The 16,733-nt window shown below is 33.5% G+C and carries 16 protein-coding genes and 1 tRNA gene; 9 read left to right on the top strand and 8 right to left on the bottom strand.

Annotated elements, in window-relative coordinates; translation table 11 throughout:
• Nucleotide 1: 1 nt before the first annotated feature.
• Nucleotides 2-1,249: an NAD(P)/FAD-dependent oxidoreductase gene (locus FAF07_RS10760; RefSeq protein WP_142785112.1), complete on the top strand. Its 1,248-nt coding sequence runs from the start codon at nucleotides 2-4 to the stop codon at nucleotides 1,247-1,249.
• Here the strand turns inward: FAF07_RS10760 and FAF07_RS10755 are convergent.
• Complete coding sequence (locus tag FAF07_RS10755; protein WP_142785111.1) at nucleotides 1,246-1,719, bottom strand: GNAT family N-acetyltransferase; 474 nt, start codon at nucleotides 1,717-1,719, stop codon at nucleotides 1,246-1,248. The genes FAF07_RS10760 and FAF07_RS10755 overlap by 4 nt on opposite strands.
• Before the next feature lie 3 nt (nucleotides 1,720-1,722).
• Nucleotides 1,723-2,154, bottom strand: coding sequence for a YybH family protein (locus FAF07_RS10750; RefSeq protein WP_142785110.1), 432 nt, complete (start codon nucleotides 2,152-2,154; stop codon nucleotides 1,723-1,725).
• Nucleotides 2,155-2,380: 226 nt separating this feature from the next.
• Between FAF07_RS10750 and FAF07_RS10745 the strand changes: the two genes are divergently transcribed.
• A complete protein-coding gene (locus FAF07_RS10745) occupies nucleotides 2,381-2,659 on the top strand; it encodes a hypothetical protein (protein WP_142785109.1) in 279 nt (92 codons plus the stop codon).
• Between the two features lie 2 nt (nucleotides 2,660-2,661).
• Here the strand turns inward: FAF07_RS10745 and FAF07_RS10740 are convergent, their stop codons facing one another.
• From FAF07_RS10740 to FAF07_RS10720, 5 genes are all read right to left on the bottom strand, one after another.
• Nucleotides 2,662-3,762 carry a DUF4407 domain-containing protein gene (locus FAF07_RS10740; RefSeq protein WP_142785108.1) on the bottom strand — a complete coding sequence of 367 codons (1,101 nt, stop codon included), beginning with the start codon at nucleotides 3,760-3,762 and terminating at the stop codon, nucleotides 2,662-2,664.
• Nucleotides 3,763-3,889: 127 nt separating this feature from the next.
• Nucleotides 3,890-5,584 (bottom strand): M56 family metallopeptidase, encoded by a 1,695-nt coding sequence (locus FAF07_RS10735; RefSeq protein ID WP_142785107.1) that lies wholly within the window; start codon nucleotides 5,582-5,584, stop codon nucleotides 3,890-3,892.
• Between the two features lie 2 nt (nucleotides 5,585-5,586).
• Entirely contained in the window at nucleotides 5,587-5,952 is a 366-nt protein-coding gene (locus FAF07_RS10730) for a BlaI/MecI/CopY family transcriptional regulator (protein WP_142785106.1), read from the bottom strand.
• An 86-nt stretch (nucleotides 5,953-6,038) separates the two neighbouring features.
• The gene (locus tag FAF07_RS10725) at nucleotides 6,039-6,905 is read right to left on the bottom strand and encodes a DMT family transporter (protein ID WP_142785105.1); all 867 of its coding nucleotides are present in this window, start codon (nucleotides 6,903-6,905) and stop codon (nucleotides 6,039-6,041) included.
• A 133-nt stretch (nucleotides 6,906-7,038) separates the two neighbouring features.
• Nucleotides 7,039-8,427, bottom strand: coding sequence for a dipeptidase (locus tag FAF07_RS10720; protein ID WP_142785104.1), 1,389 nt, complete (start codon nucleotides 8,425-8,427; stop codon nucleotides 7,039-7,041).
• A gap of 100 nt (nucleotides 8,428-8,527) precedes the next feature.
• On the opposite strand from FAF07_RS10720, the gene FAF07_RS10715 reads away from it, so the two are divergent.
• Nucleotides 8,528-8,609: transfer RNA gene (locus tag FAF07_RS10715), tRNA-Leu, on the top strand.
• On the opposite strand, the gene FAF07_RS19085 is transcribed toward FAF07_RS10715, so the two are convergent.
• Entirely contained in the window at nucleotides 8,561-8,770 is a 210-nt protein-coding gene (locus tag FAF07_RS19085) for a DUF1508 domain-containing protein (protein ID WP_142786597.1), read from the bottom strand. The genes FAF07_RS10715 and FAF07_RS19085 overlap by 49 nt on opposite strands.
• Nucleotides 8,771-9,405: 635 nt before the next feature.
• On the opposite strand from FAF07_RS19085, the gene FAF07_RS10705 reads away from it, so the two are divergent.
• The 6 genes from FAF07_RS10705 to FAF07_RS10680 all read left to right on the top strand — a co-directional run bounded on the left by FAF07_RS10705 (nucleotide 9,406) and on the right by FAF07_RS10680 (nucleotide 16,716).
• Nucleotides 9,406-10,551 carry a prolipoprotein diacylglyceryl transferase gene (locus FAF07_RS10705; RefSeq protein ID WP_142785103.1) on the top strand — a complete coding sequence of 382 codons (1,146 nt, stop codon included), beginning with the start codon at nucleotides 9,406-9,408 and terminating at the stop codon, nucleotides 10,549-10,551.
• Between the two features lie 691 nt (nucleotides 10,552-11,242).
• On the top strand, nucleotides 11,243-13,255 hold the full coding sequence (locus FAF07_RS10700; protein WP_142785102.1) for a hypothetical protein: 2,013 nt from the start codon (nucleotides 11,243-11,245) through the stop codon (nucleotides 13,253-13,255).
• A gap of 11 nt (nucleotides 13,256-13,266) precedes the next feature.
• A complete protein-coding gene (locus FAF07_RS10695; protein WP_142785101.1) occupies nucleotides 13,267-14,394 on the top strand; it encodes a DUF4185 domain-containing protein in 1,128 nt (375 codons plus the stop codon).
• A 70-nt stretch (nucleotides 14,395-14,464) separates the two neighbouring features.
• A complete protein-coding gene (locus FAF07_RS10690) occupies nucleotides 14,465-15,220 on the top strand; it encodes a GntR family transcriptional regulator (protein WP_142785100.1) in 756 nt (251 codons plus the stop codon).
• 90 nt (nucleotides 15,221-15,310) lie between these two features.
• On the top strand, nucleotides 15,311-15,763 hold the full coding sequence (locus FAF07_RS10685) for a DUF5004 domain-containing protein (RefSeq protein ID WP_142785099.1): 453 nt from the start codon (nucleotides 15,311-15,313) through the stop codon (nucleotides 15,761-15,763).
• An 11-nt stretch (nucleotides 15,764-15,774) separates the two neighbouring features.
• Entirely contained in the window at nucleotides 15,775-16,716 is a 942-nt protein-coding gene (locus FAF07_RS10680; protein ID WP_142785098.1) for a DUF4961 domain-containing protein, read from the top strand.
• Nucleotides 16,717-16,733 lie beyond the last annotated feature (17 nt).

Here is a 16,733-nt window from a genome sequence, read left to right as displayed (position 1 = left end):
AATGGGTAAAAAGGTAATTGTAATTGGAGGCGGCATTATTGGTTTGTGCACGGCCTATTATTTGGAAAAAGAGGGGCATCAGGTTACTGTTATAGATCAATCTAACATGGATGGCGGTGCATCCTATGTCAATGCTGGCTATGTGTCGCCCAGTCATATTATGCCATTGGCAGCACCTGGGGTTATGAAAAAAGGGTTGCAATGGATGTTTAATTCGTCAAGCCCACTGTACATCAAACCGCGTTTAAACAGTGATTTTTTAAAATGGGTATGGGCATTTAATAAATCTTGCAATCGTAATCACGTAGAAAAATCCATGTCAGCAATAAAAGATATTTCCCTGTTAAGTCAAGGTTTATATGATGCTATTAAACGTGATGAAAACTTTTCATTTCATTATGAAAAAAAAGGATTATTAATGCTGTGTCAAACTGAAAAGATGCTAGAAGAAGAAGTTAAGACGGCACGTCTAGCTATAGATGAAGGATTAGATGTTTCAGAAATTAGCCTCAATCAACTTAAAGCCTTAGAACCGAATGTTGAAATAAATGTTAAAGGAGCCACATATTATACCTGTGATTCCCATACTACACCTCATGAGTTTATGAATGAGATGAAAATTCATTTAAAAGCTGCTGGTGTTCAATTTTATTTAAATGAAAAAGTGGTTGATTTGGAAATAGACGATCACAAGATATCATCTGTTAAAACATCAAAAAGAACGTTGAAGGCTGATGAATTTGTATTGGCTGCAGGGTCTTGGAGTGCTTTGTTAAGTAAAAAATTGGGCTTAAAATTACTTTTACAAGCAGGAAAGGGTTATAGGATTAATAAAGAAAAGGAAACGCGAATCCAAATTCCTGCGATTTTAGCCGAAGCTAAAGTAGCCGTAACACCCATGAACGGGTTTACACGCTTTGCTGGGACTATGGAAATTGCCAATATAAACCACACTATTAATCGAGTTCGGGTAAATGCTATTGCTAATGCCGTGACACGGTTTTATCCAGAAATTACAGTAACAGATGAGGAAAAAAGTCTAGCGGCTTGCGGATTACGCCCATTGTCTGCAGATGGACTACCGTATATTGGCAAGTCCAAAAAATGTACCAATCTGATTATTGCTACGGGGCATGCGATGATGGGCTGGACTATGGGTACGGCAACGGGAAAACTAGTTTCAGAAGTGGTATCAAATAAGAAATTATCAATGGATGTACAGGCTTTTCATCCAGATAGAAAATTTTAAAAATCTCTATTTTCAATAGTCATACGCATATTGATCATGTGTTTTTTAAATCCTACTTTCTCATAAGCTTTAACTGCTGATGAATTATCTTGATACACATCAAGACAGATTTCGAAAACGTGACGCGATTGGCACCATGCCAATAAGGCATCAATAATCAAACTATTAAACTGCTTGCCTCGATGTGCTTCAGACACGTACATAAAACCTAAATAACCTTGTTTGTCATGTTTTAGGTAATGCCTGTCCGTTTTAATTTTAGCATATCCAGAGGCTACAATGACTTCGTCTATTTCAATAAGGTAAACTTCTGACTCGGAACTCGTAATTAATTCGGCGATATCGTAATAACGAACCGGGTCCTCTTTAATAGTTGGGTCAAAAAGGCGTTCAGCCACTATAAGCTCTTGCTCGAAGGCTAAAAGCGTGGGAAGATCATCTAAGGTCGCTTTTCTAACTACAGGTGTCATAACTTACGAAGACGTGTCTGCAATGATTTTCCATTCATCATCTATCTTTTTCAAAATAATCATAAAAATGCCATCTGCATTGCCGACTTCGCGCTTTAAGTGATATTCGCCCATAACATAATAAGCACCATCACTAATTTTAGAAATAGCATTAATTTTAAAGTTGAGCTTTCCTGTATGGTCTTCTGTAGGATATGCTTTTTTATAACGCTCTAAGGTATTCTCCCAACCATGAGTAACGCCATTGCTGCCATAAAATTTAAGGGAATCACTTTTCCAGTAACCTGCCATAAATTCTTCAATATTGTTATCAGACCATGCGATACGTTGTGCTTTGAGTAAAGCTTGAATCTCTTTTTTGTCTGTGTCATCGGTACTTTGGGCACTAGAATTAAAGGCGGAGATAAAACATAATACTACTAAAAGTCTTTTCATAATGGGGATTTAGGATTGCTATATGGTTTTCAAATCGAGTAAAAATAGTAAAATCTAATTTTAATTTATGTTACTCGTCGATTAATTTGACATGAAACTTTTTTTAATCTATAGTTCAATCCTATTGGTCGAAAAAATGTAGGAATTAGGAAATAGCGTTATACATTTATGTCATAATCAATTGATTATAGACCCAAATTTATTGTTCAACGTTAAAACATGTATTATGGAATTAAGAATTACGAATTGCAACAACTTCTTTAAATTAAAAGGCATTCTAAACAAAAAGAGCCTGAAGGTGTTTCAAAGTGAATTTGAGAACATTTTTGAAAGAGTAAATGCATTAACTATCAGTATTGAAGATATTGAAAGTATAGACCGTTTTGGTGTAAATGCTTTAGCTGGACTTCACAATCGCGCTATAGAAAAGAATAAAAGCTTGTCTATTATTGGTTTAGGATGTGAAGATCTTTACAACCATTTTAAAACAGCATCTGCTGCATAACATTAAAGCGCATTTTTTTGATGCTTGAAAAAGGCATCTGCTTGCAACTGCATAAGTTCCCTCGCTTTTTTGCGCTTGTATGCATACAATTCTTCTTCATTTTCTATATCACCATAAATCCGATCGTTAATGGCATAATCTGTTTTTAGCAGTGCCGCTCTTTGATTGGTATTTTGGAGAACCGTTGTTTTTACAGCTGTTTCCTGGTCCTCGAGTCTAAAATCATAGGCGCCTTTAGGGGATAGTAGTTTGGCGAAAATGGGAGAGGTTTCAATGGCAAGAAACAGTAAAAAGATGAAAAATGACGGCAACCACGGTAGTTTGCCCAGAGCATTTACGCGTGCCATTAAACCATCAAAGTTATTAATGATAGGCTGCGTGTTTAGTATCTGCGTTTCATAATCTCCATTAAGTCCAGCAATCTTATTTTCAATAACCATGATTTTGGCTTTATTTTCAGTCTTCAAAATTTGTAATTCCGTTAAGAGTGCATCGTGTTTCTCTCGCTTTTCTTTATACACAGGGCCTTTTCCCAAAAGCTTTGTTCCTGCCGTCCCTTCAGCTTCTGAAATATAAGTATCGTACAAACCATTTACTTCTGCTTCCTTAGTGTCGATTTGCTGTTGCAATACGAGAATATCATTATTTAAGCCCTCAATTGAAGGTGTAAATTGTTGTGCTAATTGTACTTTATTATTAAGGGTAAGCTCATTTTTTTCTTCTAAAAGGACTTGATTAATTTCTTTTTCAAAAATTTTCAATTCTAAAGGTTTTGATATCACGACTGCAATGATAACAGCAAGTATGATTCTTGGGGAAGCTTGAATGAGTTCATCTATAACATTTCCGGTTTTTTTTATGGTAGAAACAATATACCTGTCTAAATTAAAAATCAATAATCCCCAAATAAGTCCGAAAAAAACAGCAGCATAGAGATTGTCAAAAACGGTATAAAGCGCGTAACTAGCTGCTATGAATGCCATAACGGCTGTAAAGAAAACGGTAGCGCCAATACCAGCATACTTATTTTGTTCGCCTTTGGAACAGTTATTTAAAATATCGGTGTCTGAGCCGGAGCAAATGATGAAGAATTGCTTTAACATAATTTGATTTGTTTTTTGATTGATTGGTTATTAGAACGTTAAAGTTGCTGATTTGTTACACATTTAAACAAAAAAAGACCTGTTAGGGTTTTAAAACCTGACAGGTCTGAAGTATATTAAGGCACATTTAAAATGAAATAGGTTCTGTTTGAATTTTTACAACACGAGTGCCATTATTTGTTTTTGACGAAATATTAAGGTCTTTATCTGCCTTCATTAGAGCAATGGCTTTATCAGATGATACTTTTTTGCCATTGTAATAAAAGGTAGCTCCTTTTTTAGACATGTCAATCACATAATCCAGAGGTGATTTTGGCTCAGGCGGTGTGGGGATGTCGTTGATTTTTTCATCATCCCAATTTTTTTTAAACTCACTGACTACTTTATTGTTTTTAAACACTTTTGTAATTCTTTGGTTGTCTACCACCTTACTGCCATCTGATTGTTTAGTTGATAACTTATTACCCTTTTTATCTACTTCTATGCCCTGTCGGGTATAGTATTTGGTTTCCCCATTATTAGTTGAATAAAAATAATCTTTGCCTTCTATTTCAATAAAACCGGTTTTAGGCGGTTTTGGTGGCTCTGGAGCTTTTGGTGGCCTCACCTTACTTGCTTCGGGTGCTTTTGGAGCAGGAGGCGGCGGTGGGCAATTTGGGAAAGGTTCTGCTTTCGCTTTTTGATCTTTACTCATTAATCTGTAAAGGTATTCTAAGCGATTTAAATCCTTTAGTTTTATGATGCGCCTGTCTTCAGACTGTGCATTATATTTTTTTGCAAGTGTATTGTATTCTGAGATTTGTTTTGGCGTGGCTCTTTGTTGGCTTTTAGCGTGTTTTATTTTGATTGAACTCGTGTTTTGCAGTTTATTTTTAATATGGTCAGGATTATTATTCAACCCTTCTTGAGGACGTAATTCTTGTGGAGCTTCACTTTCAATAAAAATATTGGGGGCAACATATTTTGTTTCTTTAGTGCTAAAACTGTAAATTAAAATAGCCAATAAGGGCAGCATAATAAGGCTTCGGAGCCTAAGTGTTGTTTTTGAGGTTTGTGTTTTCATAACTGTAAATCGTTTTTTGATTAATGAATAATTGATGGCATTTGCCAAAGATGAATGAGATGCGTTTGATGAGAACGTTAATAACAAGTGTTGATAATTTTGAGTGTTAAAACCATGATCGATAACCGCCTGATCTGCTAAAAACTCATGATTTAGTTTGATGTCTTTTTTAATAAAATGAAGTAGCGGATTGAACCAAAACAGGATTTGTATAAGTTCAATAAACAGGATATCCAAAGCGTGTTTTTGTTTGGCGTGGGTTTGCTCGTGCAATAAAACCTCAGGTTGAATTTGATTAGATTCATACTTGGTTTTGTTTAAGAATATGTAATTGAAGAAGGTATGCGGATGTATTAAATCCTGTAATAGCACATTGATGAAATTTTCATTTTTTAATTTAGGATTCGCCTTTATTTTTTGAATTAACGCATTTAAATTCTTAAAAAACCTGACTGAAAATAATAGGACGCCTAACACATAAATATGCCATAAAAGCATCGGTAAATACTCTTGAATTAATGTGATTTCAGAAATGTTAACAGACTCTGAACTATTGAATTGAGACACGGCTGAAACCGCAGTTGTTTCGGCATCAACGTAATCGGTAAATGTAATAAAGGGAATACTGATCGATATCAAAATAACTGCCAATAAGTAGAACCGTTTAAAGGTATGCGCACTGGTTTTCTCTAAACACCATTTATAAAACAGCATAAAAATAGCTAAGCAAGCGCTGGATTTTAATAGGATTAAAAGCATGATTATTTATTTTTAATTTCGCTATCGATTAAAGCTTTTAAGTCTTCCAATTCCTTTTTTGTAAGATTGGTTTCTTTAGTAAAAAAAGAGGCAAATTGTGAGGCACTGTCGTTAAAGAAATTCTTAATTAAACCGTTGACGTGCTTAGAGAAATAATCTTTCTTTTTTACTAACGGATAATATTCCCTAGATTTTCCGAACAACTTATAATTTATAAAACCTTTGTCCGTCATACGTTTTAAAAGTGTAGCTACTGTGGTGGTCGCTGGTTTAGGTTCCGGGTAAGCATCTAGCAAGTCTTTCATGAAGGCTTTTTCAAGCCTCCATAAATAATTCATTAAATCCTCCTCTGTTTTTGAGAGTTGCATGTTTCTAAATATTTAGAATGTTCTCTACAAATGTAGAACAAATATTTGTATTCTACAAGTGTAGAGGATGATTTTTTTTTGAAATATTAAGAACGAGCCTTTTTTGACCGTACACTCTCAATAACAACGGTAGCTAGAATTAAAGCACCTCCAATAAAGGTATTGCTAGTGGGAATTTCGTTTAAGAATATAAAGGCTATAATAATCCCGAAGACGGGTTGTGCGCTACCAATAATACTGGCCGTGCTCACCGTGAAATATTTTAAACTGTGAATAAATAAGGAGTGCCCTATGGCTGTGGTAACCAAGGCCAATATAATGACATACGGGAGTTGCGATTTTATATTACCTGTGTCCATTAAAAACATAACGGGAAGCAGTATCACACTTAAAATCATGATTTGATGCATCATAAGGACTGTACCATTATAGCGTTGCACATGTTGTTTTAAAATAAGATTACGTAAGGCATAACAAATGGCAGAAAACAATCCAAATAAAATACCTTTAACATGATCACTTTCGAAATTGAATTCTGGTGCCAAAATATAAATACCAATGAGTACGATGACGCCTAATACAATATGAATAGGATCTAATTTAGATTTTCCAAATAGGGGTTCTAACAAGGCAGTAATCACCGGAAAGGTAAAGAGCGATAACATGCCTATGGCCACATTAGATAGTTTCAACGCATAGAAATAGGATATCCAATGCGCGCCCAAAAGTAGGGCGCTTAAAATAATGGTTGGAATATCTTTTTTGGCGTTTATCTTAATATTGAACTTTTTAAAGTAACAAAATATAAACAGAAATAAAGCGCCCAAGGCACAACGCAGCCATATAATAACAGGTGTAGGTAAATCTATAAATTTCCCTAAGGCACCAGAGGTACTAATCAATAGGGTTGCTAAGGCTAATAGAAGTAAGTGGTTGCTGTGTTGGTTTTTCATGGACTGTTATGTAGTATGCCCTTTGCGTTAGGGATTGTAGTGGAAATCCTTTTTGTGAGGCACGAGCAAAAAGATTGAAACGGAAAGCCCGACCACCTTCTGCGCATTATAGCAGAAGGTGGTAACGCCCAAATTATTTTGATAACTCGGTAAAATATTTATAGAATAAAGGAATGGTTTCAATACCTTTTAAATAATTGAACACACCAAAATGTTCATTTGGCGAATGAATGGCGTCGCTATCTAAACCGAAGCCCATTAAAATGGTCTTGCTTTTTAATTCTTGCTCAAAAAGGGACACGATAGGAATACTGCCACCACTACGCTGTGGAATAGGGGTCTTTCCAAAGGTGTCTTGATAGGCTTTCGAGGCGGCTTTATACCCTAAACTATCTATGGGTGTGACATAACCTTGACCCCCGTGATGTGGTGATACTTTTACGGTTACCCCTTTTGGTGCAATACTTTCGAAATGCGTTTTAAAAAGCTCCGTAATATCTTTCCAATCTTGATTTGGTACCAAGCGCATCGATATTTTAGCATAGGCTTTACTGGCAATGACCGTTTTGGCGCCTTCGCCGGTGTAGCCTCCCCAGATGCCATTGACATCCAGTGTTGGACGAATGGAATTACGTTCATTCGTGGTATAGCAGGCTTCTCCGTAAACCGCATCAATATCCAAGGCTTTTTTGTAGTGTTCTAAATTGAAAGGTGCTTTTGCCATTTCTTTGCGCTCTCCTTTAGATAATTCTTCCACCTTGTCATAAAACCCTGGTATGGTGATATGATTGTTTTCATCGTGAAGTGAGGCAATCAATTTTGTTAAAACGTTAATAGGGTTTGCGACCGCACCGCCATACAATCCGGAATGCAAATCTCTGTTAGGACCAGTGACTTCAACTTCAACATAACTAAGTCCACGCAATCCGGTAGTTATGGACGGGACATCTTTTGCAATCATGCCGGTATCTGAAATTAATATCACATCATTTTTTAATTTCTCCCGATTGTTTTTTACAAAAATGGCCAAGTTTGAGCTGCCTATTTCTTCTTCACCTTCAATCATGAATTTCACATTGCAAGGTAACTGATTGGTAGATGTCATGAATTCCAATGCCTTCACGTGCATATACATCTGTCCTTTATCGTCACAGGCACCTCGAGCGAAAATGGCCCCATCGGGATGAAGTTCTGTTTTTTTAATCACGGGGTCAAATGGCGGTGAATGCCATAAATCTAATGGGTCTGGCGGTTGCACATCGTAATGGCCATATACTAAAATAGTAGGCAAGTTTTTATCGATTATTTTTTCGCCATATATAATTGGGTAGCCTGCGGTTTCGCAAATTTCTACAGTGTCGCATCCGGCACTTTTTAAACTTGTTTTTACAGATTCAGCAGTTTTTAAAACATCTGATTTGTATGCGGAATCGGCACTAATAGACGGTATTTTCAGTAGTTCGATTAGTTCATTCAAAAACCGGTCTTTGTGTTCTGAAATATAAGATTGAATATTATTCATGTCGTATTTGTATAGTTATTTTCAAAAGTATAAAAAAAGAATGTTTTTAATGGTTTGAAGTTTGCAATTTAAAAATCTTGTTTATATTTGCAGTCCTTTAGCGGGCGTGGTGGAATTGGTAGACACGCTAGACTTAGGATCTAGTGCAGCAATGTGTGGGAGTTCGAGTCTCCCCGCCCGTACTGTAAAGGAAAGCCGACTTTTTAAAGTTGGCTTTTTTATTTGGGGTAACACATAGGTAACACAAATCATGAATCAAGTCCAAAACATTAGCACTTGCACCAGATGCATTGTTCTTTAAAGAACTAATTCCATTTTCCAAGGCACGTTTAGATGAATACATTTCACTAGTTTCAATTACTAGCTTTTAAACTAAGGGCTTCCACTATTAGATTATAATCTTTGATGTCTGGAATCATCAGTTCAATTTTTTCTAAAGGCTTAATACCATTAGTATAACCAGATTTAGCCGAATATCTTCATTTGTAAGGATGTTTTGAACATTACTTGCGTTTAATCCAAATTTAAACCCTCCTTCTTTTGTCTTTGTAAATTTCAAATTTTACCTTGATAAAGATAATTTTGTTTTAAATTATTAAAGGACATAATTTAAGGAAAAAAGCTTTAAATCGATTTACTAATTAAATCACCTGATAGAATAATACTTCCATCAGACAACAACTTTTTTTAATATGCAGAAAAAGAACTAATCCCTTTTAAGCTTTTTACAATCTGATAAATTTGATTGACCTATTAACGAACCAAGTCATAAATTTAATAGAAAATTAAGTTATTGTTTTTGAAAATTATAAGCCAAAAACGCTCAGAAGGAAATAAGCTTAATATTTAGTGTTATATCCTAAAATCTCAAATTACAGATTGTTTATCTTTTTGGATTCTTAATGATTAATTCAAATAAAACTTTTATAATTGTATTTGATGAAAAAGGGTTTAAGGAAAACTTATTAAATAGAGTTTATGATTTTTAGTTTACTTTTTTTTTTAAATTATTTTTTTTGGGAACCCAATATTTATATTTTTCAAATAGATGGTTTTAAGTTAAAATGGTATTCAATTCTTTTTGCTCTTGGTTTTTTTACTGGAAGGTTCATCATTTTTTATATTTATAAAAAGGAACAAAAATTTCATCCATCCATAGATATACAATTAATATTCATGGTCATTGGCACTTTAATAGGAGCACGAATGGGGCATGTACTGTTTTATCAAACAAATCTTCTTTATTCTGATTTTTTCGAGTTATTTAAATTTTGGAAAGGTGGATTATCTAGTCATGGTACGGCATTTGGTGTTCTTTTTTCTATGTCTTTTTATTCTTATGCCCTTAAAATAAAAGGGTTTAAAATACAAATTAGGGACAAATTGAAGCATGGTAACACCTATCTTCAAGTATTGGATAGAATGGTCATAGTTATAGCTCTTGGAGCGGTTTTTATCCGTTTCGGGAATTTTGTAAATTCTGAAATTATAGGTAAGCCAACTGCTTCAAATTATGGTGTAATTCAATTAAATCCTTTTACCGATAAACTAAAGCAAACCTTGCCATTTGTAGAGGCTGCAACGTATAATAAAACTGAACGTTTTTTGTCGCCTGGTTATCCTGTATTAGATATAATGATACAGTTTAAAAACCAAAAATATTATGAACAGAGAATACGGGCGGGAGTTGATCGCTTACTTTTAAAAATGATGCCCACTAGAGAGGGACAGTCTTCACACGTTATTAATCCTAAAGGATCTGATTTGGGGTATAAGTTTATAAGAACAAATAAGGCCTTCTATCTTAGTTTTGAAGCTGTGGGTGTTGTACGGCATCCTGTGCAATTGTATGAATCATTTACTAATCTTTTAATTTTTATTTTATTTTATTGGATCTGGTACCGAAAAAAAGAAAAGCTTCAACCAGGATTTTTATTAGGATTGTTTATGGTGATTTTATTTTCAATTAGAATTTTTCATGAGGTTTTTAAAGAAAATCAAGTGTCATTCGAGAACCAAATGTCTTTGAATATGGGACAGCTATTGAGTCTTCCTTTTATTGTTTTAGGATTGATAATTTTATCTGTTGCTATTTTTTCTAAAAAAGAAACTTCATACAGATAAAGCACAAAATTACAGATGCAATGCCAAATTTTTTAAAAGCGACATAATTTTTATTGCTTTGCACAATTAAAAATAAAGTTGTGGGCATAAATTAGTATCATGTTTCTTTTAGAAAAGTTATTAGTGAACCTATTTCCTTCACCCTTAATTTTTCATGAAATAGTTTATTTTCATTTTAGTATAAAAGTTTTAAAACTAAATGCTCTTGAGTTCTTTTTAACGTGAATAGCTCAACTGGACTAGCAACTAAAAAGGGGCAATTAATTAAGAGATTTAAGCTACTACATTTCTAATTCATTAATTAGCTTTGTAAAACACGCTCTTAATTTTTAACCCCAAAAGTTCAATTTAGGATGAACAAATACATAAAACAGCTTTATATACGAACATATGAACAAATAATTTTTTTATCAAATGTTTATATATATATTTATCTTATATTATTCATTATGAATATGATTTACAAGCCTTTTTTTGTTAGAAATATCGTTGCCTTATTGATGATTTTGTTCGTATTTGTCTCAAATCAAAGTTGTGTGGATAATAATTCATCTAAAGATTTTTTTTTAAAATTAAGGTTATTGATGATGAAACAGGGCGGGGAATTCCAATGGTTGGTTTTATACCCCTAAGTCAACAAAAATATTATACAGATAGCAATGGGCTTATTGCCTTTAATGAGCCTGGGTTAATGAACGAAACCGTTTATTTTGAGATTAAATGTGAAGGCTACCAATATGCCATGGGAAAGGACGGCAAAAGAGCGGTTTCAATGCATTGTAAACCTGGAGATAGTGCTATTGTAAAGATGACAAGAACAAATGTTGCAGAAAGGTTGTATCGTAGTACAGGGTTGGGTATTTATAAAGACAGTTATTTGTTAGAAGAAGACATCCCACTTGAAAAACCTTTATTAAATGGAAAGGTTTTGGGGCAAGACTCTAACTTAGCCACTATTTATAAAGATGAGGTTTTTTGGGTTTGGGGCGATAGCTTTTTGCCTCCAGAATATCATGGTAATTTTTCTGTTGCGGCAGCAACTACACCTTTTCCTAAAAATGGAGGGTTAGATCCTGAATTAGGAATGAATTATCTGTATTTTGAAAATGAAATAGGAGAATCAAAATCAATGATTAATTTAGAGAATCCTGGTTACGTTTGGTTCGACTGGTTGCTAAATATAAAGGACGAAAAGGGTGACGAGCAATTGGTTGTAAAATATGCTAATGTTAATTCCTTCTTTTTAAATTATGAGCGCGGTATTGCCGTATTTAATGATGATAAAAATATTTTTGAGCGTTATAAAGAAGTTGAAAAGTGGATGCCAGATTTTCATCGTTGCGAACATCCTTTTAAAGCTAAAGTTGAAAATAAATCCTATGTTTATTTGACCAATGAATTTAATTTTCAGCGTATAGTTCCACATTTAGATTCTTTAGCCGATCCAAAAAAGTACGAAACATTTACATGTTTAAAGGAAGGAACATCCTTTGATTTAGAGACTATTCAATTAGATAGAAAAAAAGATGGAAGTCTTAATTACAGCTGGAAAAAGAATACCGATTATATAAATTTAGAGCGACAGAATCAATTAATAAAATCAGGGAAAATAGAAATTTCTGAAGCATGGATTCATTTAGAAGATGTTGAAACTGCTAACAAACCGTATTTTGGGAGAGGCTCAATATTTTATAACGATTACAGAAAAAAATGGGTACTAATAACCGGTGCTACAGATACCTGGTATTCTGAAGCCGATACGCCTTTGGGACCATGGGTTTACGCTAAAAAAATAGCGGAACATTTGAGTTTTTTATATAACCCAACGCAGCATCCTTTTTTAGATAAAGACAACGGAAAGACTGTGTTTTTCGAAGGCACATTCACTAAATTTTTTAGTGATGAAGAAAAAGTACCTTACTATGATTATAACCAGATAATGTATAAATTATCTTTGGAAAATGAGCAGACTTATTTGCCAGCTCCTGTTTATAAATCAGGAAACACATATCAATTAAAAGAATTTTTTAAAGAGCCAATCGATGTTTCACAGATTGACGAAATTCCTTTTTTCGCCATGGCTTCTAATAGAAAAGTTGAAGGTTTAGTGCCTGTTTATTTTAATAAAAATGAGTTAACATTAAATAGAACAAGTAATAAGCCAGCGTTTTTTGCTTTACCCCCAAGAAAAAATAATCAAGAACCATTTTTAGGAACATGGGAATCCAAAATCCATTATGAACATTTTGATAATGCATTTAATTTAAAGATAGTGTCTGAAAACAAGGAATTAAAAGTAGCTACAAATAAGTTGCATTTTAATATTATAAAATGCAGAATTATAAACGATACGCTTTATGCAAAATTAAATCATAGCGAAGGTGTTTATAATTTAAAAGCAACCGTTAGTGCTGGAAAATTAAAGGGTACTTGGGCTAAGGAAAACTCTACATTTAAGGGCATATGGGAAGGTTCTTTAAAAGGAGAAAGAAAATGGTGGGCAAAATTCTCTCCATCAGTTGTGAATTTATACGTTTTTAAAAATAACGTAACAAATGAAGTCTATTATTCAACAAATGAAAATTTTAAAAAACCGGGGTTTTCAAGAAGTGAAGAGCCATTATGCAGAGTTTGGAGAAATCCATCAAAAGACTTGATTTTAGATTTTAAAACAAAACCGATTAAGTCACCTTCAATTTATTAAAACATTTAGTTATGAAGTTATATTTAAGATTTTTTTTAGTACTATGTTTAGGGTTTTCTTCTTGTAAAAAAGAAAATAAAAAATCTAAATCTAACCATATAGAATTAGACAGAAACGTTGAAAAAGACACTATTTTCAGTAAGCTAATTATACCAGATAACTTAGGTGTTACGGGAGCAGACGGAGTTATTTCTTTTCCATTATCTAACGGTTCATCGGTATTTATGATGGGAGATTCTTTTTTAGCAAAGGTTGAACATGGTAAACGAAATCCTGATTGTAAAATGATAAACAACACATTTATTGTTTTAGATAAAAACAAAAAGGAATCTAAAGCTATTTTTAAAGGAGATTTTAACGATCCAGAAACGATGTTAGTACCCAATCAAGATAATGGAAACCATGAATTTTATTGGCCAGGGCATGGATATGAGTATAAAAATGAATTGCATATTTTCATGTCTAGATTTGTTCATATTGACCCTGTTGATGGAGGTTGGAATTTTAAATACATAGGGACAGATTATCTTAAATTAGAAAAAGACACTTATAATATTATTTCAAGAGAGAATTTCCCGTATTCAAATATTAATGGTGTCCATTACGGTCATTCAATTTTAAAAGATGGCGATTACACCTATATTTATGGAACATGGCATGATAAGGCCAATGCAAATTTACACGTTGCTAGAGCACAAATGAACGATGCTACCAATAAACTAACTCGTTTTGAGTTTTTTAATGGCGAAAGTTGGTCAGAAAATCCAAAAGACACACAGCCTTTAAAAGGAATTAATAAGCTTACACCAGAGCAGTTTTCTGTATTTAAACATAGTGATAAATATGCTTTTGTAATGCAGGAACGTGGTCTTTTTACAGGGAATATTTATTCGTATATTTCAGATACCCCAACAGGACCATGGTATAATGAAAAGCATTTGTATCATGCTACAGAACAGGAAAACTCTGAAGATGAAATTTTTACCTATAATGCCATGGCACATCCGCAATATATTCAAGATAATAGGTTGTTGGTTTCGTATTGTGTTAATAGTTTTAATGTACCTAGTATCCATGAAGACGTAAGCTTTTATAGACCAAGATTTATTTGGGTGCCGCTGGAAATGATTTTAGAATAGGTCATTGATTTGATTGAAAAATAAACTCGGATGGTTTGTAATATCCATATGTTTTATTATATTTGTTTATATGTATGGACATAGCAACATTCAAGACTTACTAAAAAAGGTTAATCACGATAGTGTTATTCCTTTGCATATTCAAGTTGAAGAATTGTTAATGGACATTATAAAATTGCCAGATTATGTTGATGGCAAACTGCTCCCCAAAGAAGTTTCACTTGCAAATACACTCGGTGTTTCAAGAAGCACTATAAGGCAAGCAAGTAATAGATTGTCTGAAAAAAACCTAATTATTAGAAAAAAAGGAATTGGTACACGTGTAAATAAAGACATGGTTGTTACCAAGCTTGATAGCTGGTCTAGCTTTAGTAAAGAAATGTTGGAGCAAGGTAAGACTTTAGTTAATTATGAGTTTAATTTGAAAAAAGTAAAGGCCGATAAAAATGTAAGCAATAAATTAGGAATCGATTTAGATTCTAAGGTGTATAGACTCTCTCGTGTTAGGGGGGTTAAAGATGAATCTAAAGTCTATTTTATTTCTTATTTCCACCCCAAAGTTTTGCTGAAAAAAAGTTACGATTACTCTATTCCTCTATACGACCTTATTGAAAATGAGTGTGGTTATTATGCAGACATGTCTAAAGAGGAGATTACTGCGATTATAGCAAATGAAAAACTTTCTAAAAAGTTAAATATTAAAATAGGTGATCCAGTATTGAAACGTGAACGCGTTGTATTTGATAGAGGGAAATCAGCTCTTGAATATAATATAGGATATTATAAGGCTGAGAAATTTATTTATTCAGTTGAGCTTAGAAGGTAACTTTTATATACCATAATATTATCGCGAATTAATCAATATTTTTTTAGAACCATGTTATACTATGTATAAACATATAAACATTTACATACTATGAAGAAAATTTTTATACTGATTTGTTGTCTCTCACTTGTATTTTCAAGTTGTGAAGATGATATAAGATTAAATCCTGATGGATTTATAGAATTCAATGTCGATATTAATGGCAGTTGGATAATTGATAATGTTACTCAAAATGGTTTAGATATTACAAATAGATTAAATTTTCAATCGTTTTCATTAGATCTGAATTATGATGGTGTTAACCCATCTACTTTTTCAATACCACACACAAGTATTCCTTTTGGAATAGATTTTTCTAGTGGCTCATGGACTTTTGATGATTTAACATACCCTACAAAGTTAAATTTCACGGATGGAGGAGGAAATATGGTTGAAGTTAGTTTAGCTGAAATACCACTTTTATCAAAAGGAAATAGTTTAAAAGTGCAATTTCAGTTAGGATGTGCCGATAATACATATGTATATTCATTTAAAAAGAACTAAACGAAATCAAAATGAAAAATATATTTAAAAAAATAACAAAATACAGATTTTTGTCAATTATACTTTTGTTTGGGTTTTTGCTACTGGTTACCATGTGTGTTACAATACCTAGTGTTAACCAGCCAACATCGGCTACTGTAGGCGAAACTATAAGCATTACCGTTGATGTTAATGTCGCCCCAGCAGAAGACGCCTCTCATAATGTTGTATTTGGTGTGTTAGTTCCTGTATCTTGGAATGTAGCATCAAACGCTAGTGCTACATTTACTTCAGATAATGGTAACGGAACCTTTAGTCTAGATACTGGAACTCATGCCGATACTTTTGAAGCTGTTTTAGGAATTGGAGAAAATTATGGAGAAGTTGAATGGGTGGCATTTGTTTCTAATGAACAAGTAACTGGAGTTAACGGGGTTGGGTTTTCTGGACAAGTTCAATTAACATTAACCGTCGGAAATGAAAATATAAACACACAACTTGGTTACGCTGCAGCAGCATCAGGGTATGTGTCCGCTGGAGATATAGGATCTTTCTTTACACCATGCATGGAAGTTTCTGGAGGTGCAAATCCGCTTATCGATCTTTGTGGGCCACTGCCTTACCCAGTAACATACGAACCAATCTCGTTTACGGTAAAAGATATTATAAAAATAAATTTTGATGCATCAAAAGGAGATACTGGTTTGTTTGGTGCAAGCCAAGTTTATTTTTGTGGTAAAGCTATGGTTGATGGGGTTGCGGTAGAGAATTGTGGAACAGCCGCTATCAATACAATGGCTAATCTTGGTAATGACTTATGGGATATAACTATATGGCCTAATTCATTTTTTAGTGTATCTCCAAGTGCAGTGATTACAGACATGTCGTTTACATTTAGAAATACTGCGGGGGATATAGTAATTCAAGATCCAAATACAAATGAAGATTTCCTACTAACAGATAATTGCGAATAACAATCAAAAAACCAACT

Source organism: Changchengzhania lutea (assembly GCF_006974145.1).
Lineage (GTDB): Bacteria > Bacteroidota > Bacteroidia > Flavobacteriales > Flavobacteriaceae > Changchengzhania > Changchengzhania lutea.
This window is presented reverse-complemented; position numbering and strand designations above follow the sequence as displayed.